The sequence below is a fragment of the Plantactinospora sp. B24E8 genome (genome assembly GCF_039871735.1).
In the GTDB taxonomy this organism is placed as follows: Bacteria; Actinomycetota; Actinomycetes; order Mycobacteriales; family Micromonosporaceae; genus Plantactinospora.
The window spans coordinates 207,361-232,203 of the sequence record NZ_JBDPMH010000006.1 but is presented as its reverse complement, the minus strand read 5'-3'; the positions used below and the strand labels follow the sequence as shown (position 1 = coordinate 232,203).

The following is a 24,843-nucleotide window of genomic DNA, read 5'->3' as shown; positions in this document are numbered from 1 at the left end:
CCGACGTGCGTACCACACGGGGATGGTCGGTCGGCGGCCTGGCCGCGACGACCATGGTGACAGTGCTGCTGTCCAGCGCGACCGGGCCCGCTCGGGCCGACCAGACGAACACCCGACAGGCCAGCGGCTCCGCCGCCGCGGCGGCGACGACCGCGACCTTCGGCGCCACCGCCGACACCACCTACACCCCCGTCAGCGCCGACGGCGACAACGGGGTCAAGACGACCCTGGCGTCGTGCCCGCAGTCCTGTGAGGGCAATCCGAACGGGGAACGGCAGCCGGCGCTGGCGTTCACCGTGCAGGGCCTGCCCGCCAACGCGACGAACATCCGCGCCGCCCTGGAGCTCTACTCCTGGCAGGCGTTCTCGGCCGGCACCACCGTCCACCGGGCGACCGGCAGCGCGGCCGGCCCCGGCACCTGGGCGAACCGGCCGACCCTGGGCGCCGCTCTGGCGACCCGGGCCAGCGTGGCCGTCGGATACAACAGCTGGGACGTCTCGACGGCGGTGACCGGCAACGGCGACTACACGTTCGCACTGCGCCAGTCGACGTACAACAACCGGGTGTACTGGCCCTCCCGGGAGCACCAGACGACCTCGATCCGGCCACGGCTGGTCGTCAGCTACGACACCGCCGTCGACCCCTGGCAGCTGGTCTGGTCGGACGAGTTCAACGAAACCGCCCTGGACACCGCGAAGTGGGACGCCCGCAACAACGCCTACACCGACTACGACCTGCCCTGCATCACCAACCGTCCGGAGAACGTCTTCGTCTCCGGCGGCAACCTGACGCTGCGGGTCCGCAAGGAGCAGTACGCCTGCGGTGGCGGCGGTACGAAGCAGTACACGACGGCCTACCTGGCGACCGACAAGACGAACCAGACCTTCACCTACGGGCGCTTCGAGATGCGGGCCAAGTCGCCGACCGGTCCGACCAACTCGAAGGGGCTGTGGCCGGCGTTCTGGATGCGTCCGCAGACCGGCGGCAACGGTGAGATCGACGTGGTCGAGCTGCAGGGCGGCGCGCAGTACTACCGGACTCCCGTCCAGGCGATCTTCTACAGCTACCAGCCGCAGGTCAAGCAGGACCACCGGTACGCCATGCCGACCGGTCACCCGGCCGACGGTTTCCACACCTACACCACGGAGTGGGAGCCGGACGCCATCCGCTGGTACGTCGACGGGGTACAGGTCTGGGAACGGACCCCGGCCACCACGCCGTGGTTCGACGAGGTCTTCCACAAGCCGTACCACCTGCGGTTGAACTTCCAGGTCGGCGGCTGGCTGGGTGATCCGGACGCGACCACCGTGTTGCCGGCCGACTTCCAGGTCGACTACATCCGGGTCTACCAGCGGACGTCCTGACCCGCCGGAACTGAGCAATGCCCGGCAAGCGGGCCGGGTGCGGTGACCGGTAGGCGTGCCGGACCACGACCGACGCGGACCGTCATCGGGGACGACAGGTCGGCGCGGTGCCGCCCCGAGGGGTGACACCGCGCCGGTCCGTTGACGTGGCCGCACCGCGCACGACGGGCGCGGGCCGGGGATCAGACCAGCAGTCGACCGGCGCCGGCGAGGGTCTGCACGACCAGCGGCACCAGCGGAGCCGGCAGCACCGGCCCGGCCCGCAGCGTCGGCCGCCAGCCGGCGTCCGCGCCCAGGTCGGGGTCGTGTTCGGCGTTGTACGCGGCGAGCAGGCTGACCGGACGGGCCGGCCGCTTACCGGTACGCACCCAGTTGCCGTGCTCGGTCAGCGCGGTGCCACCCCAGTCGTGGAGCAGGTCCGCCGCGTTGATCCCGTCGTCGAGGGTGAAGTGGTTGTGCTCGGCGACGATCGCCGACCGGACCCCGACACCCAGCGCGTAGCCGAAGCCGTCGCCGGCCAGCCGGTAGGCGTTGTTGTAGATGTCGACCTGGCCGAACCGTACCCGGGGCAGCCGCTGCATCGTGCCGTCGAAGAGGTTGTGGTGCAGGGTCACGTTCAGCCGGCCGACATCCGGGCCGACCGTGTTCGACGACCCGATCAGCATCACCTTGTCCCGGGCCACGAACCTGTTGTACGAGGCCGTCACCAGGCTGGCGGTGTGGGTGATGTCCAGCGAGCCGTCGTGCACCATGTACGGGCGTCCGAAGTGGACCGGCAGGCCGCTGTCCGGGTTGTCGCCGTCGGTGAACGTGTTGTGGTCGACCCAGACGTTCTCGCTGCGGCGTACCGACATCAGGTCGAACTGGGAGTTCCAGTTCCCCGCCTCCCCGTCCGTCGGCGACCAGGCCGGGAAACAGTCCCGGGCGTCGGCGAGGTGCAGGTTGCGGACGATGACGTTGTCGGCACCGTCGACCATCAGGGTCAGTCCGCGCAGCACCGCCCCGCGCAGTCCGACGATTGTGGTGTTCGGGCCGACGTTGATCTGGGTCTGCCGGGTCTGGTTCGCCACCGACCGGACCCGGGCCTCCTCCAGCGGGCCGGACGGGTTGACCCGGCCCCAGGTCGTCGGGTCGTACGCGGCCAGGTACGCGTCCAGCGTGTACTCCGGATCGGCCAGGTCGGCGCAGCCCAACAGTCGCCCGTCCGGGCCCTCGAAACCGTCGACGAGTCCCCGGACGTAGATGATTTTGTGGGTGGCGTTGCTCCGGTTGGTGGCGTTGTCACCGCCCAGCGCGTCGACCAGCCCGGTCCGGGTGGTAACCACGTGCACCTGGTCGGACGTGGCGCCGGATCCGCCGGTGGTGCCGGGCCCGGCGGCGGCCCACCCGTCACGGGGCGACAGTGTCTGCCGGCCCAGCAGTCGATCTCCCCAGGACAGCGAATCCAGGTCCGAATGGCCGCCGTGGCCGCCGGTCGCGACGGCGGGACCGGGCGCCACCAGGGCCCCGGAGGCCAGCACGACCAGGCTGCCGACCACGGCGGCGGCCCACCTCGTTGATCGCATCGCATTCTCCGCGTCTGTCTACCGTCTGCCGGACTGTCGTAACGAATACGAAATCCTCTTGCCACAGAACGGTAGGCATCAGCACTGAGGAGAGTCAATGAACGACGTTTGCAGATATGTTGCAGAGAATAGACACAATGGCCATCGGCCCGGCGACGCACTGCCGAGAAGAGAGATATTGGGTCTGATTTCTACCGGTCAGATTCCCTCGCGATTTGCAGCCCGTACGCGATTGTCACGCAGTACGCCCGTACCTCATTCACCACCCGCACCCCCGTCCGGCACCGCCCGGTGCGGCTTGACCGCCCACGGCACCGACAACTCCGACAGCAGCGCCAGTTCGGCGGCGGCCCGGCGCAGCACCGCGTTGACCCCCCGGATGGTGACCACCCGGTCCGCGCCCTCCCCGCTCGCCACCACCCGCTCGCCGTCGACAAGCGCCGGTTCCGGGGCCGCCTGGACCACCTCCACCAGCGCGGTGAACCCGGCGGTACGCGCCAACGGCGCGATCAGCGGCACGCCGGCCGGATCGGCCCGGTGGTCGAGCAGGTTCTCCAGCAGTCCGGTCCGACCCGGCACCTCCCGGGGCGCCGGATCACCGGGCAGCAGCAGCCGGTCCGTCGGGTACTCCAACACCGCCCGACCCGCCGTACCGTGCACAATCACCTCGCCGGCGACGAAGTCCTCACCGGCCAACGTCACCGCCGCCACCACCGGCAGTCCGCAGCCGAGGGTCAACCGCAGCGCGGCCGTGTCGTCGACCTCGATCGTCGGCCGGACCCGGTACCGTTCCAGCTCGACCTGCACCGGCCAGTCCGGCGCCACCCCCTCCGGAGCCGGCGTGACGAGGCCGGCGGCCACCGCGACCGAGCCGACGGCAAGCGACTGCATCACCGCGTGCGCCAACGGGTTGACCAGCACCCCGTCCAGCACCGGCCGCCCGTTCACGGTACGCCGACCGGCCCACGGGGCCCGCGCGTAGTAGCCGTCGGTCCGCTGCCAGGACGCCACCGTCGAGATCCCGGTGATCCGGCCCAGCCGGCCGTCGGCGACCGCGGTCGACAACTCGGCAAGCGCCGCCGACCCGAGCGCCTGGAACCCGACCTGGCAGACCCGGCCCGTCTCGGCCAACGCGGCGGCGAGTTCCCGGTGCTCGGCGAGCGAGAGCACCGGCGGCTTCTCCAGCAGCAGATCCGCGCCGGCCCGTAGTGCGGCCAGCGCGATCGGCAGGTGGGTGTGCGGCGGGGTGCAGATCACCACCACGTCCGGCCGGACCGTCGCCAGCATCTCGACATGGTCGGTGAAGACGGCGGTCCCGGGCGGGACCGGCGCGTCCGGTGCCGCCTCCACCGGCCGTACGTCGACCAGGGCGACCAGGTCGAGCCGGCCGGCGGCCTGCAGTTCCGCGATGATCCGGCGGTGCCAGCGGCCGTGGCCGCTCGCCCCGACCAGCGCCACCCGGGGTGCCGTATTCCCGCCGCTCATGCTGTACCCCCCGCCAGAGTCTTCTCCACGCCGTACCGGTCCAGGGCGGTCAGCCACTCGACCACCAGGTCCCGGACCTCGTCGTCGTCGGCCAGCGTCGCCGGGAACACCTCGGTCAACCCGAACAACGCGGTCGCCACCCCCTCCGGGGTCGACCTCGCCTCGGCCAGCGCCGCCCGGATCCGCCCGGCGAGCGGGTCGTCCAACGGCAGCGTCGTACCGTCGTCGGCCCGGCCCTGGACGAACCGCATCCAGGCCGCGACCACCAGCGTCGCCCAGCGTGGCCGGGCCCCGGCGGCCCGCAGGTCACCGATGGTGTGCAGCACCCGCTGCGGCAGCTTCTGCGAACCGTCCATGGCGATCTGGATGGTGCGGTGCCGGATCACCGGGTTGGCGAACCGGGTCAGCACCTCCTCGCCGTAGTCGACGACCGAGACCCCGTCCGGCGGGCGGAAACTCGCCGCCACGTCCTCGGCGACCAGCCGGCGCAGCACCGTGGCCAGGTGCGGGATCCGCAACGCCTCCGCGATGGTCTCCCGGCCGGCGAGCGCGCCGAGGTAGGCGGCGGCAGAGTGCAGGCCGTTCAGGGTCCGCAGCTTCAGGCTCTCCCACGGACGGGCGTCGTCGGTGAGCACTGCCCCGGCCCGTTCCCAGGCGGGCCGGCCGCCCGGGAAGTCGTCCTCGATCACCCACTGCCGGTACGGCTCGGCGGCCACCGCCGCCAGGTCGGCGACCCCGAGCGCCTGTTCCGCGTCGGCCAGGGTCTGCGGCGTGCTCGCCGGCACGATCCGGTCGACCATCGTGCCGGGATAGCTCAGGTTCTCCCGCAGCCAGTCGGCGATCCGCTCGGACCGGCCGCCGGCGCCGGAGCTGACCAGCCGCAGCGCCTCACCGACCAGACGGTGCAGCAGCTTCCCGTTCGACGGCAGGTTGTCGCAGCTGACCAGCGCCAACGGGCCAGCCTCGGCGACCGCCCGGGCGAGCAGGCCACGGACCAGCAGGCCGGGCACCGTCCGGGGCGGTCGGTCGCTGGTCAGGTCGGCGAGCAGTTCGTCGTCCGGCCGCAGCCGCCCGGTCGCCGGGTCGAGCTGGTACGCCTTCTCGGTCACCGTCAGGGTCACCACCCGGATCGCCGGGTCGGCGAGCAGCGCCACCACCCCGGCCGGGTCACCGGCGGCGTGCCGGATCCCGGCCAGCGCGCCGACCACCCGGGTCCGGTTGCCCTCGCCGGAGGTGCTGGTGACGCTGAACAGGCCGTCCTGGTCGGCGAGCGTGCGTACGGTGTCGAGGCTGCGGGGCGCCACCCCGACGATGCCCCAGTCGCCACCGGCGGCGGCGACCGCCTCCTCCGTGTAGACCGCCTGGTGGGCGCGGTGGAACGCGCCCAGTCCGAGGTGCACGATGCCGGCCGGTACGTCGCCGGGACGCAGCAGCGGACGGCTCTGGACCGGCACCCGGGCCAGGCTGCCGAGGCTGAGCCGGGGCGCACCCGTCGACCCGGTGCCCGTCGACCCGGTCGGGTCGGCAGTCACCGCCATACCGGGCCGTCCGGGAAGGCGTACTCGGCGATCGACTCCGGCTTCATCGTCGAGCTGTAACCGGGCTGCTCGGGCAGCAGGTAACGCCCGTCGCGGGTGCGGACCGGGTCGACGAAGTGCTCGTGCAGGTGGTCGACGTACTCGACCATCCGGCCGTCGAGCGAGGTGCCGACCCGCAGGTAGTCGAAGATCGCCAGGTGCTGGACGTACTCGCAGAGGCCGACGCCGCCAGCGTGCGGGCAGATCGGCACCCCGAACTTCGCCGCCATCAGCATCACCGACAGCACCTCGTTGACCCCGCCGATCCGGCAGGCGTCGATCTGGCAGACCCGGATCGCCTCCGCCTGCATCAGCTGCTTGAAGATGACCCGGTTCGCCGCCACCTCGCCGGTGGCGACCCGGCAGCGTCCGCCGGAGAGTTCGGCCACCGCCTTCGCGATCCGGGCATGCCCGAGTACGTCGTCCGCGTGCGTCGGCTCCTCGATCCAGTACGGGTCGAACTCGGCCAGCCGCGCCATGTTGGCGATCGCCTCGTCGACGTCCCAGACCTGGTTGGCGTCCATCATCAGCAACGCGTCCGGGCCGATCTCCTCGCGGATGATCCGCGCCCGGCGTACGTCGTCGGAGACCGGGCCGCCGACCTTCATCTTCATCGCCCGCCACCCCTGGGCGTACGCCTCGCGGGTCAGCGCCCGGACCTTGTCGTCCGGGTAGCCGAGCCAACCCACGGACGTGGTGTACGACGGGAAGCCGTCCCGGTCCAGTTCGGCGATCCGGTCGGCGAGCCCGACCTGCCCCTTGTCGAGGATCGCAACCGCCTCGGCCGGGGTGAGCGCGTCGCTGATGTGGTGGAAGTCGACGTTGCGGACGAGTTCCTCGGTCGGCATCTCGGCGAGCAGCCGCCACAGCGGCACCCCGGCCAGCTTGGCCCGCAGGTCCCAGACCGCGTTCACCAGCGCGCCGGTCGCCATGTGGATGACGCCCTTCTCCGGCCCCAGCCAGCGCAGCTGCACGTCGGCGGTGAGCGAACGCCAGAACGCCACCGGCTCGGCGACGATCTCGTCGACCGTCTTCCCGACCACGTGGTGCGCCAGCGCCCGGATGGCCGCGCAGGTCAGTTCGTTGCCCCGGCCGTTGGTGAAGGTGAAACCGGCACCGAAGGTCCCGTCCGGCGCGTCGGTACGCAACTCGACGTAGCTGGCGGAGTAGTCGCCCCGGTTGATCGCGTCCGAGCCGTCCCCGGCCGCCGCGGTCGGAAACCGCACGTCGTGTACGTCGATCCCGGTGATGGTCACGGTCACTGGTTGAACCTTTCGTTCCCGACTGCGGGACTCACTCGCTGCGCTCGCTCATTCCTCGCGCTCACTGGTTGTCGCTCCCGAGCTTGAAGACCTTCTTGGGCAGGTGGTACGCGAGGTCGACGATGGTCTCGGCGGCCTCGTCCAGCGGCAGCCGGTCCTCGGCGACGAGCCGGGCCAGGAAGCCGGCGTCGATCCGCCGGGCCACGTCGTGGCGTACCGGGATCGAGCAGAACGCCCGGGTGTCGTCGACGAAGCCGGCGGTGTTGTAGAAGCCGGCGGTCTCGGTGACCGCCTCCCGGAACCGGCGCAGCACCTCCGGCGAGTCCAGGAACCACCAGGGTGCGCCGAGGTAGAGCGCGGCGTAGCCGCCGGCCAGCGGGGCCAGTTCCCGGGTGAAGGTGTACTCGTCGAGGGTGTAGACCACCAGCCGCAGCCGGGGATCGTTGCCGTACGCGTCGAGCAGCGGGGTCAGCGCGTGCAGGTACTCGGTCGCCTGCGGAATGTCGCCGCCGACGTCCCGGCCGTGCCGCTGGTAGAGCCACCGGTTGTGGTTGCGGACCGCACCCGGGTGCAGCTGCATCACCAGACCGTCCTCGATGGACATCCTGGCGAACTCGACGAGCATGTGTGCCCGGAACGCCTCGGCGTCCTCCGGGGTCGCCTCGCCCCGCAGGCCGCGCTCGTACAGGGTGGCCGCCTCGGCGTCGCCGAGCCGCAGCGTCAACGCGGTCAGGTGCCCGTGGTCGGTCGAGGTGGCGCCGGCGGCGATGAACGCCTCCCGGCGCCGACGCAGCGCGGCGAGGTAGCCGGCGTACCGTCCGGTGTCCTCGCCGGCGATCTCGCCGAGCCGGGCGACGTTGTCGGCCCAGCCGTCGAACTCCATGTCGACGACGTTGTCCGGCCGGAAGCTGGTGATCACCCGGCCGCCCGGCCCGCCCCAGCCGTCGGCGGCGAGTTTGGCGTGCCGGCCGAGGTCGTCCAGCGGCGACTCGGTGGTGGCCAGCACCTCGATGTTGAAGCGTTCGAAGAGTGCCCGGGGCCGGAACTCCGGCTGGACGAGCTGGGCCGCGATCGCGTCGTAGATCTCGTCGGCGGTGGCCGGGGAGAGCGCGGTGGTGACGCCGAAGACGTTCCGGAACGTCTCCTCCAGCCAGAGCCGGGACGGGGTGCCCCGGAACAGGTACCAGTGCGCGGCGAAGCGCCGCCAGATGGTCCGGCCGTCGGTCTCCACCGGGTCGCCGTTGACCGCCGGTACGCCCAGGTCGGCCGGTGACACGCCCTGGCTGAGCAGCATCCGGGTGACGTAGTGGTCCGGCACGATGATCAGCTGCGCCGGGTCGGGGAAGGCCAGGTCATCGGCGAGGATGCCCGGGTCCACGTGCCCGTGCGGCGAGATCAGCGGCCGGTCCCGGACCAGCGCGTAGAGCTCACGGGCGATCGCCCGCTGGCTTGGTTCGGACGGGAAGAGCAGGTCGGGCCGGTCGGACTGGTCGGGCTGGTCGGACTGGGCAGACACCAGCGGGCTCCTTGGCTCGTCGAAGGTGTAAGGAAGGGCCCCTTCCTATCGTTTTCTGTTGTACAGGGGGCCCTTCCTAACAGCCGAGGGATCAGGGGACGGTGAGCAGGTCGGCGACCCGTACCGGCTGTCCGGTTTCGAAGGACCGGTTCGCGGCCAGGCCGGTGAGCAGGGCGAGGGCGCCGTCCCGGGCGGTGGCGGCCCGGCCCATCGGGTCGACGTGCCCGCCGAACAGCACCGCCGTCATCCGGGCGTCCGCGCCGCCGTGTCCGCCCCGGGTGTAGCCGGTGACCGGCACCTCCCGCGACCGCTCCCAGAAGGGGTGCACGGTGAGTCGGGCGTGCCCCTCCTCCACGGCGGCCTCGGTGCCGTGCAGGGCGGCGCCCTTCAGTTCGCCGGCCGCCCGCCGGGAGACGAAGTCGTTCTCCACCACTTCCAGTTCGAGCCGGCCCCTGCTGCCGTTGAACATCACCCGGTAACCCTCCCACGGGGCGTACGCGGTGAGGTGGTACGTCATGGTGGCGCCGGTGGAGTAGCGGGCCAGCACCGACATGTCGTCCTCGATGGTGACGCCGGGGGCGAAGACGTTCTGGTCGCGGTGGTAGCCGTCCTCGGCCTCCGCCTCCAGGTACAGCTCGCGCAACCGGGGGTGGTCGGCGAGGTGCAGCGCGAACGGGTCGTCGGCGGCCTCCGGGGCGCCGTGCGCCCGGTCGTAGTCGCGGGCGTAGCCGTGCCGCTTGCCGTTCTCGCCGTAGAAGAAGAGCCGACCGGAGGCGTAGACCTCCTCCGGAGTGGCGTCCAACCACCAGTTGACCAGGTCGAAGTGGTGGCTGGCCTTGTGCACCATCAGGCCGCCGGAGTTCGCCTTGTCCCGGTGCCAGCGGCGGAAGTAGTCGGCGCCGTGCCGGACGTCGAGCAGCCACTCGAAGTGCACCGAGCCGACCTCGCCGATGGTGCCCTCGGCGAGCACCTCGCGGACCTTCTCGTGCAAGGGGTTGTAGCGGTAGTTGAAGGCGACCGAAACTTTACGGCCGGTTTCGGCCACGGTACGCAGGATCCGCTCGCACCGCGTCACGTCGGTGGTCATCGGCTTCTCGGTGACCACGTCGCGGCCGGCCCGCAGCGCGGTCACGATGTACTCGTCGTGGGTCCGGTCCACGGTGGTCACCAGGACCACGTCGACGTGTTCCTTCTCCAACATGGTCTCGAACTCGCCGGCCGGGTACGTCGGCACCGGGTCGAAGCCCAGCTCGGCGAGCCAGCCGTTGTGGGCGTTCATCCGGGTCTGGTTGACGTCGGCGAAGGCGACGAGTTCGGCGGTGCCCGGGTGGTCGAGGACCAGGGCCCGGACGAACATCTCGGCGCGGGCTCCCGTGCCGACCAGAGCGAATCGTTGGGGCCTTCCAGCTGTTCCGGACATCCCGGTTGCCTCCGAGGGACTGCAAAGGTTTGCAGCAGAAGTAACCACGGTCCCCCTGGTCGCGTCAACGAGTCGAGGCAAACCTGCGGTAGATGTCCCGGATTGCACCTATGGGCACACCCTGACGGCTGCGTACCGCAATACAGCCGTAACCGATGCCCGTTGACACCTGAGCAACCGTTTGCATTAATTGGCCAACCACAGTGACGGTGACCACAGCAGTCCGTAGTCACCACGCTGTCGACACCACATCGGACGGACCAGCCGGCAACCACGGAAGGGACTCGCGTGCCAGCCACCATTCGAGACGTCGCACGCGCCTCCGGGGTGCACATCTCCACCGTGTCGCGGACGTTCTCGGCCCCGCACCTGGTCAACCCGGAAACCCGCAACCGGGTGCTGGCCAGCGCCGAGAGCCTCGGCTACCGACCCAACCGGGCAGCCCGGGCGCTGATCACGGGGCGTACCCACAACATCGGTCTGATCATCGCCGACATCGCGAACCCGTTCTTCCCGCCCCTGATCAAGGCGGCGGAGAGCCAGGCCCGGCAGCGCGACTACCACATCTTCATCGCCGACACCAACGAGGACCCCGCGACCGAGGAGGATCTGGTACACGCCCTGGCCAAGCAGGTCGACGGCGTACTGCTCTGCAGCCCCCGGATGAGCAACAGCCTGATCGAGCAGCTCAGCCGCGAGGTGCCGCTGGTGGTGATCAACCGCCAGGTGACCGGGCTGCCGGCGGTGGTGATGGACGTCGGACAGGGCGCCCGGCTCGCGATCGAGCACCTGACCGGGCTCGGGCACCGCGACCTCGCCCTGCTCGCCGGGCCGCGCGGCTCGTGGACCAGCCGGGAGATCCGCCGGTCCGCGACGGCCGCGGCCCGCGCGGCGGAGGCGACCCTGACCGTGCTCGGCCCCAACCCGCCCACCGAGGACGGCGGGCTCGGCATGGCGGAACAGGTACGCCGTACCGGCGCCACCGCCGTGCTCACCTACAACGACCTGATGGCGATCGGCCTGATGGAAGGGCTCGACTCACTCGGGCTCAGGGTGCCACTGGACATCAGCGTGGTCGGGATCGACGACATCGCGCTGAGCCGGCTCACCCGCCCCAAATTGACGACGGTGGCCACGCCAACCGCGGCCGCCGGCCGGACGGCCGTCGACATGCTGCTCCAGCACGACGGCGCCGCATCCGCGCGCACCGGGCGTGGAAGGAGCGGCTCCACCGACGACCGTCGTACCACCGCACAGGTAACGCTCCAGACCGAACTGGTCATCCGCGACTCGACGGGCGTGGGTCCGGCGGCTCCCCTGCGCCGCTCCGGGCCGGCGGCACCAGCGGAACCGGGTCCGCACAGCCATCCGGACCCGGGTCACGCGGCCGCCGCCACCCCCGACGTTGTCGCCTCCTAACGCCAAGGAGTGAGCGCACATGCACCCCGCTTCATCCCCGACGGTCGACGCGCGAGCCGCGCGTGGCCACCGTACCCCTGGACGGCGAACCGGCCTGCTCCGCCGGCTCACCGCCGCGCTGGTCGCGGTCCCGCTCGTCCTCGGCGCCGCGGCCTGCGGCGGCGACGACGGCGGATCCGACGGCAAGACCGAACTGTCGATCTTCTGGTGGGGCGGCGAGGCACGGGCCAAGCTGACCGAGGACGCCCTCGCCCTCTACACCGCCAAGAACCCGAACGTCACCTTCAAGAAGACCTGGCAGGCCAACCAGGGTTACTTCGACAAGCTCGCCACCCTGACCGCCGGCGGCGACGCACCGGACATCTTCCAGATCGACGACAACTACCTCGCCGAGTACGCCGCCCGCAACACCACGCTCGACCTGACCGAGTACACGACCAACGGCAAGCTGGACGTCTCCAAGTTCCCGCCCAGCCTGCTGAACTACGGCAAGGTCGGCGGCAAGCTCGCCGGGCTGCCGTTCGGCGAGAACACCCAGGGCCTGGTCTACAACAAGAGCCTGCTGGCCAAGCACAACCTGCCGGAGCCGACCACCGGGATGAGCTGGGAGGAGCACATCGCCTGGGCGGAGAACGTCAGCAAGGTCGCCAAGATCCCCGGCACCCAGGACGCCAGCGCCAACTACATGGCGTTCTGGATCTGGCTGCGCCAGCAGGGCAAGGGCCTCTACCAGGGCAGCGACCTCGGCTTCACGGCCGAGGACGTGACCAAGTGGTTCGAGCTGTGGAAGGGTGCCCGGGACCGGGGCGCCACCCCCACCCCGGACGTGATCCACGAGGGCAACGAGACCAGCATCACCAAGCAGCTCGTGCTCACCGGCAAGGCGGCCACGTCGTGGGTCTGGGTCAACCAGATGCCGGAGATGAAGAAGAGCACCCAGGACGAGCTCGGTGTCATCGCCTTCCCGGGTGACCCCTCGGCCCAGTGGGCCCGCGCGTCGATGTACTTCAGCGCGTTCCGGGGCACCAAGCACAAGGACGCGGTGGTCGACGTCCTCAACTTCCTCGCCAACGACCCGGAGGCCGGCAAGATCCTCGGCACCGAGCGCGGGCTCCCGTCCAACCTCGACATCCGCAAGGCGGTGGCGGAAACCGTCACCGACGCGGCGATGAAGCAGTCGATCCAGGTCCAGGACGAGCTGGGCACCAAGTTCGGCCCCTCCTCGCCCGAGGTGCCGCTCAAGGGGCACAGCAAGATCCGGGAGGAGCTGAAGAAGGCCGCCGAGAGCGTGATCTACGGGCAGCAGACGCCGGCTCAGGCGGGCGCCGCGTTCGCCGAGTTCAGCAAGACCGCGATCGCGTCCTAGCCGAGACCGCGAGAAGTTCGGAGAGGAGTCCCCGCGTGGCTGTGATCACGGGGCCCGACCCGACCAGACGCGCCACCAAACCCGTCCGGACCGGTGCCCGCGGGCGCCGGTCCGGACGGCCGCGCGACGGTCTGGCCGGGTACGTCTTCCTGTCGCCCTGGCTCATCGGCCTGATGGGCGTCACCGCAGTTCCCATGCTGCTCTCGCTCTACCTGAGCTTCACCAACTACGACGTGCTCTCGCCGTTGGGCGAGGTCGAGTGGGTGGGGTTCGACAACTACCGACGGATGTTCACCACCGACCCGTCGTACTGGCACTCGGTCCGGGTGACGGTCGCCTTCGCGTTGATCGCCGTGCCGCTCAAGCTCGCCGTCGCACTCGGGGTCGCGTTGCTGCTCAACCGGGCCTGGCGGGGCGTCGGGCTGTTCCGTGGCCTGTTCTACCTGCCGTCGCTGATCGGTGGCAGCGTCGCCCTGGCCATCGTCTGGGTGGCGATGTTCAACCGCGACGGCGCCTTCAACAGCCTGCTCGGCCTCTTCGGCATCCAGGGCAAACCGTGGGTCAACGACCCCGAGTGGGCGCTGGAAACCCTGATGGTGCTCGCCATCTGGCAGTTCGGCGCACCCATGGTGATCTTCCTGGCCGGCCTCAAGCAGGTGCCGACCGAGCTCTACGAGGCCGCGTCGGTGGACGGCGCCGGACGGTTCCGCCAGTTCTGGCACGTCACCCTGCCGATGCTCTCCCCGGTCATCTTCTTCAACCTGGTGCTGGAGACGATCAACGGCTTCCAGGGCTTCACCGCCGCGTTTGTCCTCAGCGGCGGCACCGGTGGCCCGGTCGACTCCACCCTGATGTACACGCTGAACCTCTACATCAAGGGCTTCTCCGAGTACGAGATGGGGTACGCCTCGGCGCTCGCCTGGGTCTTCCTCCTGGTCATCGGGTTGATCACAGCGGTCTTCTTCAGCACCGGACGGTTCTGGGTGCACTACTCGGATGGGGAGCGCTGATGGCGGCGCAGGCAACGGCCGCGGTCGGCCCACGCGGCACCGGTCGACGCGGCCTGCTGCGGACCCTCGTACTGGTGGCGATCCTGCTCGTCGTCCTGTACCCGCTGGTCTGGATGATCGGCACGTCGTTCAAGTCGCAGGAGGAGATCGTCAGTAACACCGGGCTGCTCCCCGAGCGGTTCACCCCGGGCAACTACACCGACGGCTGGCAGCACTTTGATGTCAGCTTCACGCGGTTCTTCCTGAACAGCACGATGGTCGCACTGCTCACCGTGCTGGGGAACGCGGCGTCGTGCCTGGTCGCCGCGTACGCCTTCGCCCGGCTGAGGTTCCGGTTCCGGCGCTTCTGGTTCGCCATCATGATCGGAACGCTGCTGTTGCCGCAGCACGTCCTGACCGTGCCGCAGTACATCCTCTTCAAGCAGTTCGGCCTGGTCGGTGGGGAGTGGCCGTACCTGCCACTGCTCATCCCGCAGTTCCTCGCCACCGAGGCGTTCTTCGTCTTCCTCATGGTGCAGTTCATGCGGGGCATCCCACCCGAACTCGACGAGGCCGCGAAGATCGACGGCGCGAGTGCGTACCGCACCTTCTGGCACGTCATGCTGCCGTTGAGCCGACCGGCGCTGGTCACCACGGCGATCTTCTCGTTCATCTGGACCTGGAACGAGTTCTTCCGACAGCTGGTCTACCTGTCGGACCTCGACCACTACACCCTGCCGGTGGCGATGACCCTGTTCATCGACTCCACCGGACAGAGTTCGGTCGGGCCGATGTTCGCCATGTCCGTGCTGTCGCTGCTGCCGGTGTTCCTGTTCTTCGTCGCCTTCCAACGGATGCTGGTCGAGGGCATCAACACCAGCGGGTTGAAGGGCTGAGGCGACCAGGGTGCAGACTCGGGGCATGAGCGAGCCGACGACCGGGCAGCGGAACTCCCAGCCGAACTGGCCGGAGGAGCCGCCCGCACCGGGCGCGCACCGACCGGACTGGCGGGACACCCTGCGCAACGCCAGCGACCTGGCGTTGCTCGGCATCGTCACCGCCCTCGCGACGCTGCCGGTGGTCACCGCCGGTGCCGCGGTCGGCACCGCCAGCGCCGCCCTGCAGCACTGGATCGAGACCGGTTCCTGGCCCGGCGTACGGGTGGCGCTGCGCGGCTTCGGCCGTGCCGTGCTGCCCGGCGCCGGGGCGACGGCGGTCGCCGGGATCGCCGCCGCGATCCTCGCCGTCAACCTGCTGGCCCTGGGCCGGGGGACGGTACCCGGCGGGACGGCACTGGTCGCGGTCACCGTCGCCCTGGCCGTGGCCGCCGGCGGCTTCGCCGGCCTGACCGTCGTCCAGCTCGGCCGCCGCGACGGTCAGGGCTGGCTCCCAGCGGTACGCGCCGCCGCCCGGCTCGTCGCGGCCCGCCCGGTCGTGCTGCTCGGCACCGCCGGGGTGGTCACGCTCGCCGGGCTGCTCTGCGTGCTGGTCCTGCCGCTGCTCACCCCGATCCTGCTCGGCTACACCCTGTTCGGGCTGCACGCCGCCACCCGCCGGATCGCCGGCCCGGCGCTGGACGACTGACAGAGATCAGTTGTTCGGCTGGTCCGCTACCGCTGACCCGCCTGTCCGGCTGCTCAGTGCTCGTCGGACTCCTGCGCGACGGGTGGGAAACGTACCGGCAGCGCGGCCGGACTGCGGCCCCACGGTGACGGTACGGTCGGCACCTCGTCGGCCGGGATCGCCAGCCGGACCCCCGGCAGCAGGTGCAGGGCGGTCTCGACGGCGGTCCGGACGATCAACCGGGCCGGGACCTGGGCCGGGCAGGCGTGCGGGCCGGCGCCCCAGGAGAGGTGCGCCCGGTTGCCCACCTCCAGCCAGGCCTGTCCGATGGGATGGATCCGGGGGTCCGCGTTGGCGGCGGTCAGCCCGAGGATCAACGCGTCACCCCGGCGGATCGGCTGCCCGCCCAGCTCGGTGTCGCGCAGCGCGTACCGGGCCGGCGCGTTGGTCATCGGCGGGTCCCGCCACAGCACCTCGTCCAGCGCGTCATCGACCCCGAGCCGTCCGCCGCGCAGCCGGCCGGCGAACCGTTCGTCGGTCAGCATCAGCCGTAGCGTCTGGGCGATCGTGGTCGCGGTGTTCTCGTTCGCCGCGACCAGGGTCAGCATCATCGTGTCGAAGATCTCGGCGTCGTCGCGTAGGTTCGGGTGCTGGACCAGGAACGTCGTCAGGTCGTCCGCCGGCGCCGCGCGGCGGGCCGCGACCACGTCGGCGAAGATCGTCATGACCCGACGCCGGGCGGCTTCCGCGTCGGCGCCCCAGGCGAACGAGTTCATCAGCGCGATCCGCAGCTCCCGCCCGACCTCCGGTTCCAGGCCGAACCGGTCCGCGACGGCGAGCAGGGGTACGACGGCGGCGTAGTCCACGACCAGGTCAGCCTCGCCCCGGCCGGCGAACGAGCCGATCACCTCGGTGCAGAGCGCCGCCACCGCGCGCCGCATCGCCCGCTGGTCGATCCGGGCCATCCCGCCGTCGATCGGCGCCCGGAGGCGACGGTGCCGCTCGCCGTCGGTGAAGTAGGCGTTGTTGTACGGCGACATCATCGGCCGGAGCAGCGACTCCGCCGGCAGGCTGCCGTCGTGGTGCGCGGACCAGTTGTCCGGGTCGCAGGCGAAGACCTGCTCCTGCCGGAGGACGGTGAGGATCTCCTGGTAGCCCAGGACCAGCCAGGCGGGCACGCCCGGTTCGAGTTCGACCGGGGCGACCGGCCCGTGCTCGTCACGCAGCCGCTGGTAGACGTGCTGCGGATCGGGGCACATCGTGGTCGCGACCAGCGGGGTCAGTCCGGTCAGCTCGGCGAGCGGCCGACGGGCACCGGTCAGGCAGTCGACCGACGGTGTCGAGGTCACGAGACCACCTCCTGCAGGGCGGGCGCCTCCGGTGCGGAGCCGGCGCCGTCGGACGAGGCGCCGGCGGCAATGTCGAGCGCGTGCTGGACCAGGGTGGTCAACGCGGTCAGCGCCGAGTCGCGGTCGCGGGCGTCGCAGTCCACGATCGGCGTCTCCGGCAGCAGGTCCAGCGCGGTACGCAGTTCCTCGGCGCTGTGTCGCACGGTGTCCGGGAAGTGGTTGACCGCCACCACGAACGGCATCTGGGTGCCGATCTCCAACTGGTCGAAGACCTCGAAGCTGGCCTCCAGCCGGCCGGGCCGGGTGTCGACCAGGACCAGTACGCCGGCGGCTCCCTCGGCCAGGCCCTCCCAGAGATCCCAGAACCGCCGCTGTCCCGGCGTACCGAACAGGTAGAGCGCCACGCTCTCGTTGAGGGTGATCCGGCCGAAGTCCATCGCCACCGTGGTGGTGCGTTTCCCCGACAGGCCGGTGAGGTCGTCGACGCCCTCGCTGACCTGGGTCATCGCCTCCTCGGTGCGCAGCGGGGTGATCTCGCTGACCGAGCCGATCAGGGTGGTCTTGCCGACCCCGAAGCTGCCGACCACCAGGATCTTCACCGACCTGGTGACCGTACCGGGCAGGTAGTGGTCAGAGAGCGCGGAGACCATTCAGCACCTCTTGCAGTAGTTCCCGGGACGGCCGCGCGGAGCGGGGACTGCCGGCCCGCGCGGTCAGGTGGCCGGAGTCGACCAGGTCGCTGGCGAGCACGCGGACGACGCTCACCGGCAGTTCCAGCCGGGCGGCGGCCTCGACCAGCGAGAGCAGCCCCTGGCACATGGCGAGCAGGGCGCGTTCCTGTCGACCGGCCGAGACCGGCAGCGGGGGCGCCGGGTCGGTGGCGATCAGCAGCGTGTCGACGCCGATGGTGTTCCGGGACGGACGGGCCCGTCCCCCGGTGAGCACGTACGGCCGCAGCGCGGTGTCCCGGTAGCGGCCGGCGGCACGGTCAGCCGCGCTCATCCGCCCTCCCCGCCCGGCCGGTCGCTCCGGCCACCGGCGCGGCCGAGCCACCCGACGACCTCGCGTCGCCCGGTCATGACCCGCTGCCGTACCGCGCCGTCGTCGCCAGAGCCCGTTCGCCGATCTTGTTCACCTGGGTCTGCATCTGTTGCGCGATCAGCGCCGGATCGACGGCAGCCTCGGTCACCACCGCCAGGTGTGAACCGTTTCCGGCCCGGCGGACGAAGAGGTAGCCGCCGTCAAACTCGATCATCAGGTGGCGCAGGGACCGGGCACCGGAGCCGAACTCCCGGCCAACACTGCGGCCCAGGGACTGCAGCCCGGAGCAGGCGGCGGCGAGCCGTTCGGCGATGTCCGGCGCGGTGTGCTCCGACCAGACCATCGCCAGGCCGTCGGCGGAGAGCACCACGGCGTGTCGGACGTACGGCACCGCCACGACCTCGGCGAGCATCCAACTCTGGTCCTGTTTCGTCGTCATCCGTTACCTCTCAGTGCGCTTTAGTGAGCACACGGTTGGTAGTCCTGCCTTGCGGTAGGACGGTCCCGGTCTGACCGACTGGCGTCGTGCCGGGTTCACGTTTCACAGCCACCTGCCCGCCGAGGCGGGTCTTCTGGTCGGCTCCACGTGCTGCCACCGGGCCACTCCCGGCGGTGTCGAACTGCGCCGCCAGAGCGACCAGGTTCAGCGCGGCGTTACGGTCCCGGTCGATGACCAGACCACACGCCTCGCACTGATATTCACGCTCGGACAGGGCCAGCTTGGCTTTCACCGCGCCACATGCCGAGCAGGTCTTCGAGGACGGATACCAGCGGTCGGCCACGAGCAGCCGACCACCGTTCCAACCGGTCTTGTACGCCAACTGGCGGCGAATCTCCGCGAACCCGGCGTCGGCGATCTGCCGGGCCAGCCTACGGTTGGCGAGCATCCCGGTGACGTGGAGGTCTTCCACCACAACCGTGCCGTGCTCGCGAGCCAGGCGGGTGGTGAGCTTGTGCAGCCCGTCACGGCACAGGTTCGCCACCCTGCCGTGCGCCCGGCCGAGCCGGGCCGCCGCCCGCCCCCAACGTTTCGACGCCCGCCGTCCGGTGCGCCGGTCCGGGCCGGCCTTACGCGACAGTGCCCGGCCGAGTGCCCGCATGCGCTGCCGCGCGGCGGTCAGGTGGCGCGGGTTGTCGACCAACTCGCCGGTGGACAACACGGCGAGGTGTGTGATCCCGACATCAACGCCAACCACCGAGCCGGGCTGAGCCAGTCGCCGCTCGGGCCGGTCGACCTCGACGGTGAACGCGACGTGCCAGCGACCACCGTCACGGCGCACCGTAGCAGACATGATCCGCGCGCTGCCGTTATCGAGACGGCGGGCGAGTTTGCGGGCCGACTCGTGCAGCTTCAACCGGCCCAACCGGGGCAGCACCACATGCATCCGATCGGGTGCGACCCGGATCGCCCCGGTGGTGAACCGCACGCTGGGTGTGGTGCGGCGGCGGGACTTGAACCGAGGGAACCCGACCGGCCGACCGGCACGGGCGCCGGTGCGGGAGTCGGCCCAGTTCTTCAGCCCGCGGGCCAGGGCGTCGAGGCCGGTGTTGAATGCCTCCTTGGACACCCCAGCCCACCACGGCGCAACCTCCGGCTTCGCGGCGTTCCACGCCTTACGCAGACCAGCCAACGACCAGGACAGCGACGGCGTCAGCAGTTCCTCGGACACGCCGTAGGAACGCTCCGCGGCCCGCTGGTCCATGACCGCCTTCACCCTCGCCAGCGCCCAGTTGTACGCGACCCGGGCGGCGCCGGCATGCGCATGAACATCGCGTTCCTGACCCGGAGTCAGGTCGAGGGCGAACCGGTACGCCTGGATCGCCTTCACACCGGGCCGCCTCCGGTGGCGGCCCCGACAGCACGGCGGGCCCGATCCACCGCTGCACGCCGACCGTACAGCCGGGCGCACAACAACGTCAGGATCTCGGTCACGTCACCGACCAGGTCGTCATCGACCTCGGCCGGATCGACCACAAGCAGACGACGCCCCTGCGCCGACAGAACGGCCTCAACCGAGTCGGCGCCGAAGCGGGCGAACCGGTCCCGGTGCTCGACCACGATCGTGGTCACGGCCGGGTCGCGGAGTAGGGCGAGAAACCTCTTCCGGTGACCGTTGAGTGCGGACCCGACTTCGGTCACCACCCGGTCCACACCAAGCTTCTGCCCGGTCGCCCACACGGTCACCCGGGCGACCTGCCGGTCCAAATCCGGCTCCTGATCAGCCGACGACACCCGGGCGTACACCACCGTCTGCCCGGCCTTGGCCGACGTGCCGGTCACCGGCACCCCGACCATGATCAGACGGCCAAGCCGGTAGGTCGGAACGGGCAGTGTCCCGGACTCGTAGCGTCGACGTGCCGTCGCGTACGAGATCCCGGTCACCGCTGCCCATTCCTTCAAGTTCACAAAGACAACCATAACTGACTAGTGAGCGCCCATGACGACCAGCGCGCCGTAAGCTGCTAACCCTGTTCATCCTCCACGGTTGTCGACGTTGAGGTGGAGCCCGCCGGATCCGTACCGTCGTCGGTCCGGCCACCCTTGATGAAGGCGCTCATCCAGGCGCCTGCCTGCTCGGGGGTTGGCGCCGGCGCCGCTGCCGGCTCGACGTCATCGTCGGTGAGGGCGTCGCTTTCCGTCCCGGCCACCGCACCGGCGGCCTCGCCGCGCCGGGAGCGCCGTCGGGGCAGTCCCTCCCGGGTCGGCGGCAGGGCGGCGGCGTCGGCATCCTGCCGGGATCCGGAGGGCGTACCGGCACCGGCGGCCGGGGTGACCTCGACCGACTCCGGCTGTCGTGCCGCCGGTGGCCGGACCGCGAGCGCCTCCGGCGACTCGACCGTCTCCACGGACTTCGCCGGGATCAGCACCACCGCCCGCAACCCGCCGTACGGCGACTCGCTCAGGTCGGCCCGGAAGTTGTGGCGACGGACGTAGTGGCCGACGACGGCGAGACCGGTCTGCGGGATCTCCCCCAGCTCGCCGAGCCCGACGGTACGACGACCGGAGACGATCTCGCGGGCCTGCTGCAGCCGGTGCTCGTCCATCCCGACGCCACCGTCGTCGATCTCGATGACCGCGCCGCGCTGCACGCGGCGTACGGTCACCGGCACCTGGGTCGACGGCGGAGACGACTGGGTCGCGTTGGCCAGCAGTTCGGCCACCAGGTGGATCACCGGCTCCACCACCTCGGCGGCGACCGCCACGTCCTGGTCCCCGGAAACCTCGACCCGCTGGTAGGCGAGGATCCGCGCGGACGCGGCCCGGACCACGTCGACCATCGCCAGCGGCTCCTGCCACTGCTGGCCCGGCCATTCACCGCAGAGTACGGCCAGGCTCTGCGCGTGCCGGGCCTGCTGGGCGGCGGCGTGGTCGACCCGCATCGTCGACTCGACCACGTCGGGGTCGTGCTGGTGGCGGTCGGCCAGCAGCGACACCTGCTCCTGGATGGAGTGTGCGGCCGTCTGCACCCGGCGGGCCAACGCGACCACCGCGAGCCGCAGCGACTCCTCCCGCTCGTCGGTTCGCTTCAGTCCGCCGGTCAGCTCCGTCAGCAGTTCCTCGAGGAGCGCGGCCGTGGTGTCGTCCAGGGTGGTGTCGACCGGCGCGGGTGGCACCGCCGTGCCGGCCAGCAGCTTCGGGAGGCGTACCCGGGTCAGGTTTTCCAACGCCTCGTTGGCAGCCGCCGACCGCGCCTCGACCAGCTCGCGCCAGCCGGTTTCCTGCTCGGCCAGCTCCCGCTGCTGGTCTTGCAGCCGCCGCTCGGCCTCCTGCTCACGTTCGGCGACCGCCTGCCAGGCGGCCCGCTGCCGTCGGTGCAGGACGCCGAGCAGGAGCAGCGTCAACACGGTGCCGCCGGCGGCGCATCCGGCGGCCCAGATCCCGGCCTGACCGTCGCCGGAGACTCCGGCGAGCACCGCCGCCGTACCGGTGGCGACGGTGAGCAGGACGGCGGCCGACCACACCGGCAGGCCGCCGGGCGCGGAGCGACCGGACGAAGAGAGGGGTGCCATGTTCACCTTCGCGCGGGGGGATCTGACAGGACGGGACGGCAAACCGCAGTTCACCCGGGCAGCGGTTCAGGATCGTAACCGATCCCAGGTGGACCGTTGTCCCCCTGAGCGGGCAGACCTCGGACGCTGAACGCGCTATCCCGCGGTGAACCGGGTGACGACAAACTCGGAATCCGCGCCGCAGACCAGCACCGAGCGGTTCCAGGAACAGCTCGTCGAGGCAACCTTCTTGAGCGGTCCCAGCTGGGTCAGCCCGCCGTCCCGGGCCGACACCCCGGCCACGCTCACGTCCCCGGGGTACGTCGTCAACGCGTCGTCGAAGACCAGCAGGTTTCCGCCGTCGATCCGGAGCGCCACACCGTCCCGGTCCAGGGTCTTCGTCCCGTCCGGGGTGAACAGTCGGGACGTCTGCTTCGGCGTGACCGCCCGGACCAGGATGTTCCGGCCGACCGGCCGCAGGTGGTCGGCCTGGGGTACGTCCCTGCGCCAGGCCACCTTTGGCTCGTCGGTCCGGACCGCCACCAGTTGGGCGGTCGCACTGTCCGACCCGGCCGTCTCCAGTAGGCAGACCTGGTGTTCCCCGCAGGGCTGCAGGTCGACGGGGCGGCGGCTGGTGTCCGGCGCGGTGTAGAGGGTGGCCGGCGTGCCGAGGCTGGTCAGGTCGAGCCGGACCAGCCCGTAGCCCTCGCTCTTCGGGGCGACAAAGAGCTGGTTGTCGTACGCCAGCACCAGGTCGTCGGTGTCGGCGGCGTTCTGCCGCGACCGCAGTTCCCGGCCCGAGGTCACGTCGATGACCCGTACCGACCGGTCGGCGCCGATCTCGACCAGCCGGGCGTCGTCGCCCCGGTTCGGCAGCGTGTGCTCGCCGTTGGTGTCCGCCGCGCCGTCGAACTCGGCGACGGTGTGCATCGGATGAACGGCCGAGTCGCTGCTGTAGTCCCCCTTCGGGCTGGGCAGGCTCCATTCGGCACCGGTACGGGCGTTGATGCCGACCACGGTGTTGTTGGTCTTGTCGAACAGGGCGACGTACCCGTCGAAGTAGTGGACCTCGTCGTCGTTGTGGATCTGCCGGCTCCACAGCCGGCCGCCGGTGGCCGGGTCGTAGCCGACCAGTTTGCCGGGCACGTTGTAGCCGCCTCCGTCGGCCCGCAGGACCAGCACGCCCGGCAGCGCCCGCAGCCCGGTCCACCGGTCCGCCGGGTCCTCGGTGGTGAACCAGCGGTCGACCTTCGCCGTGCCGGGGTTCACCACGGCGATGTCGAACCGGTTGTCGGCGCGCTGGTAGCCGACGTACGCCCGGTCGTGGCCCATCGCGGTGAGCGCCCCCGTGCGGCTCGGCTCCCGGGTCTCGATCCGGCCGACCTCGGTGAAGGAGGCGAAGTCGAGTGGGGGGTTGGGGTCCCGGACCAGGTAGAGCACGGTCGCGACGACCACCGCCAGCAGCGCGACGGCCGCGCCCGCGCCGATCCAGAGCACGCGCCGCCGCAGCAGCGCAGCCCACCCGGTCGGCCCGGCCGGCTGTGGGTACGACAGTCCGCCGGCCTGCTGCGGGTACGCCGGGCCGGTCGGCGCGGGCGCGAGGGTCGCCATACCGTGCTGCGCCGGGCTGGTCGGCGCGGGCGGAGTCCCGTACGCCGGGCTGGTCGGCGCCTCCCCCGCCGGTGCGGCGATCCCGGCGCCGGGTGACGCAGCCGGCGGCGGAAGCTCGGCGAGTGCCCCCTCGGCGACCGGGAGTTCCGGCTGTTCGAGCACGGTCGGCGCGATCCCGAGTTCGGCGTGCAGCAGCCGGGCCACCAGTGGGACCCGGGAGGAGCCACCGACCAGGAACAGTCCGGCGAGCTGGTCGACGCTGAGCCGGCAGTGCGCGATCACCGTGGCGGCCTCGTGGACCCCGCGCCGCAGCAGCGGGGTGACGACCTCCTCCAACTCGTCCCGGGTCAGGTGCAGCGCCTGCTCGATGCCGGGTACCGGCACCGGGGCGGTGGCGGACCGGGACAGCATCTCCTTGGCCCCGCGTACGTCGTCCCAGAACTGCCGTCGGTTACGCCACTGGCCGGCGGTGGTCGGCTGGTCGAGCTGCTGCCAGACCGGCGCGTGGGCGACGCTGACCACCGTGCCGAGGTGCTGGACCAGGGCGGCGTCCAGGTCCAACCCACCGAGGTCGGCGACGCCGCCGGAGCCGATCACGACAAACCGGGGGCGTCCGGTGTCGTCGACGCCCTCGTTGCGGACCACCGCGATGTCCAGGGTGCCGCCGCCGAAGTCGAAGACCGCCAGGGCCGAGCCGACCGGCACCGGCCGGCGCAGCACGTCGGCGAAGTAGCGGGCGGCGGCGACCGGCTCCGGGACCAGCAGCGTTCCCCCACCCCCGGTACGCGGTGCCGGTATCCCCGGTGCCGACGGCACACCCGGGTTGGGGATGCTGACCGGTGGCCAGCCGGCCCGGGCCACGGCGGCGACCAACGCCTCACGCCGTCGGGTGCCCCAGGTCGCCGGACAGGTCAGCACCGCCTGCGGCAGGAAGCCGACCGCCTCGACCGCGGCGTCCGCCACCCTACGCAGCACGGCGGCGAGCAGGTCGACGGTCGACACCTCCCGGTCGCCGAGCAGCACCGCCGGCTCGTCGATCCGCCGTTTCGGGTTCGGCTCGTACCGGGCCGGGTCGGCCTGGGCCATCCGCTGGGCGTCCCGGCCGACGTACGCCCGGCCGGCCGGGTCGAGGAAAACGCCGGAGGGCAGGATCGGCTGCCCGTCGAAGAGCAGCGGCCGGGTCCGTCCGTCGGGCCAGCGCAACACGGCGACGGTGTGCGACGTCCCGAGGTCGACGGCGAGCCCGTACCCGCCTCCGTCCAGGCCTGCCATGCCGCGACTCCTCCTGAGGGCGAGGGGATGCCCGGCCCTGCATGTTACGGGGCA

General features: G+C 71.2%; 20 protein-coding genes. 6 read left to right on the top strand and 14 right to left on the bottom strand.

Going from position 1 to position 24,843, the window contains the following annotated elements:
- Positions 1–5 precede the first annotated feature (5 nt).
- The gene (locus tag ABGB21_RS12785) at positions 6–1,364 is read left to right on the top strand and encodes a family 16 glycosylhydrolase (protein ID WP_347677840.1); all 1,359 of its coding nucleotides are present in this window, start codon (positions 6–8) and stop codon (positions 1,362–1,364) included.
- Between the two features lie 182 nt (positions 1,365–1,546).
- Here the strand turns inward: ABGB21_RS12785 and ABGB21_RS12780 are convergent, their stop codons facing one another.
- From ABGB21_RS12780 to ABGB21_RS12755, 6 genes are all read right to left on the bottom strand, one after another.
- A complete protein-coding gene (locus tag ABGB21_RS12780) occupies positions 1,547–2,929 on the bottom strand; it encodes a pectate lyase (protein ID WP_347651596.1) in 1,383 nt (460 codons plus the stop codon).
- Between the two features lie 255 nt (positions 2,930–3,184).
- Positions 3,185–4,414, bottom strand: a complete 1,230-nt coding sequence (locus tag ABGB21_RS12775; protein ID WP_347677838.1) for a Gfo/Idh/MocA family oxidoreductase — start codon at positions 4,412–4,414, stop codon at positions 3,185–3,187.
- Positions 4,411–5,946: a mannitol dehydrogenase family protein gene (locus tag ABGB21_RS12770; protein WP_347677836.1), complete on the bottom strand. Its 1,536-nt coding sequence runs from the start codon at positions 5,944–5,946 to the stop codon at positions 4,411–4,413. Before ABGB21_RS12770 ends, ABGB21_RS12775 begins: the two co-directional genes overlap by 4 nt.
- Entirely contained in the window at positions 5,943–7,253 is a 1,311-nt protein-coding gene (locus ABGB21_RS12765; RefSeq protein ID WP_347651594.1) for an enolase C-terminal domain-like protein, read from the bottom strand. Before ABGB21_RS12765 ends, ABGB21_RS12770 begins: the two co-directional genes overlap by 4 nt.
- A gap of 61 nt (positions 7,254–7,314) precedes the next feature.
- Positions 7,315–8,769: a glucuronate isomerase gene (uxaC, locus tag ABGB21_RS12760; RefSeq protein ID WP_347677834.1), complete on the bottom strand. Its 1,455-nt coding sequence runs from the start codon at positions 8,767–8,769 to the stop codon at positions 7,315–7,317.
- 91 nt (positions 8,770–8,860) lie between these two features.
- Positions 8,861–10,189, bottom strand: a complete 1,329-nt coding sequence (locus ABGB21_RS12755; RefSeq protein WP_347677832.1) for a Gfo/Idh/MocA family oxidoreductase — start codon at positions 10,187–10,189, stop codon at positions 8,861–8,863.
- A 288-nt stretch (positions 10,190–10,477) separates the two neighbouring features.
- Here ABGB21_RS12755 and ABGB21_RS12750 point away from each other — a divergent pair, with 288 nt between their 5' ends.
- The 5 genes from ABGB21_RS12750 to ABGB21_RS12730 are packed head-to-tail and all read left to right on the top strand — an operon-like array spanning position 10,478 to position 15,547.
- Positions 10,478–11,608, top strand: a complete 1,131-nt coding sequence (locus tag ABGB21_RS12750) for a LacI family DNA-binding transcriptional regulator (protein WP_347651591.1) — start codon at positions 10,478–10,480, stop codon at positions 11,606–11,608.
- 19 nt (positions 11,609–11,627) lie between these two features.
- Positions 11,628–12,974 (top strand): ABC transporter substrate-binding protein, encoded by a 1,347-nt coding sequence (locus ABGB21_RS12745; RefSeq protein ID WP_347651590.1) that lies wholly within the window; start codon positions 11,628–11,630, stop codon positions 12,972–12,974.
- A 35-nt stretch (positions 12,975–13,009) separates the two neighbouring features.
- Positions 13,010–13,984 (top strand): sugar ABC transporter permease, encoded by a 975-nt coding sequence (locus tag ABGB21_RS12740; protein ID WP_347651589.1) that lies wholly within the window; start codon positions 13,010–13,012, stop codon positions 13,982–13,984.
- The gene (locus ABGB21_RS12735) at positions 13,984–14,859 is read left to right on the top strand and encodes a carbohydrate ABC transporter permease (RefSeq protein WP_347677830.1); all 876 of its coding nucleotides are present in this window, start codon (positions 13,984–13,986) and stop codon (positions 14,857–14,859) included. Before ABGB21_RS12740 ends, ABGB21_RS12735 begins: the two co-directional genes overlap by 1 nt.
- Before the next feature lie 25 nt (positions 14,860–14,884).
- Positions 14,885–15,547, top strand: a complete 663-nt coding sequence (locus tag ABGB21_RS12730) for a hypothetical protein (protein WP_347651587.1) — start codon at positions 14,885–14,887, stop codon at positions 15,545–15,547.
- A gap of 53 nt (positions 15,548–15,600) precedes the next feature.
- Here ABGB21_RS12730 and ABGB21_RS12725 read toward each other — a convergent pair whose 3' ends face one another.
- From ABGB21_RS12725 to ABGB21_RS12690, 8 genes are all read right to left on the bottom strand, one after another.
- Complete coding sequence (locus ABGB21_RS12725) at positions 15,601–16,875, bottom strand: cytochrome P450 (RefSeq protein ID WP_347677828.1); 1,275 nt, start codon at positions 16,873–16,875, stop codon at positions 15,601–15,603.
- The gene (locus ABGB21_RS12720; RefSeq protein ID WP_347677826.1) at positions 16,872–17,525 is read right to left on the bottom strand and encodes an ATP/GTP-binding protein; all 654 of its coding nucleotides are present in this window, start codon (positions 17,523–17,525) and stop codon (positions 16,872–16,874) included. The genes ABGB21_RS12725 and ABGB21_RS12720 overlap by 4 nt, the downstream gene beginning before the upstream one ends.
- Entirely contained in the window at positions 17,506–17,877 is a 372-nt protein-coding gene (locus tag ABGB21_RS12715; RefSeq protein WP_347651584.1) for a DUF742 domain-containing protein, read from the bottom strand. Before ABGB21_RS12715 ends, ABGB21_RS12720 begins: the two co-directional genes overlap by 20 nt.
- Before the next feature lie 73 nt (positions 17,878–17,950).
- A complete protein-coding gene (locus tag ABGB21_RS12710) occupies positions 17,951–18,355 on the bottom strand; it encodes a roadblock/LC7 domain-containing protein (RefSeq protein WP_347651583.1) in 405 nt (134 codons plus the stop codon).
- A 10-nt stretch (positions 18,356–18,365) separates the two neighbouring features.
- A complete protein-coding gene (gene tnpB / locus ABGB21_RS12705; RefSeq protein ID WP_347651582.1) occupies positions 18,366–19,745 on the bottom strand; it encodes an IS607 family element RNA-guided endonuclease TnpB in 1,380 nt (459 codons plus the stop codon).
- Complete coding sequence (locus ABGB21_RS12700) at positions 19,742–20,323, bottom strand: IS607 family transposase (protein WP_347651581.1); 582 nt, start codon at positions 20,321–20,323, stop codon at positions 19,742–19,744. The genes tnpB and ABGB21_RS12700 overlap by 4 nt, the downstream gene beginning before the upstream one ends.
- A gap of 56 nt (positions 20,324–20,379) precedes the next feature.
- Positions 20,380–21,927, bottom strand: coding sequence for an ATP-binding protein (locus tag ABGB21_RS12695; protein ID WP_347651580.1), 1,548 nt, complete (start codon positions 21,925–21,927; stop codon positions 20,380–20,382).
- 135 nt (positions 21,928–22,062) lie between these two features.
- The gene (locus ABGB21_RS12690) at positions 22,063–24,789 is read right to left on the bottom strand and encodes an Hsp70 family protein (RefSeq protein WP_347677824.1); all 2,727 of its coding nucleotides are present in this window, start codon (positions 24,787–24,789) and stop codon (positions 22,063–22,065) included.
- Positions 24,790–24,843: the final 54 nt, after the last annotated feature.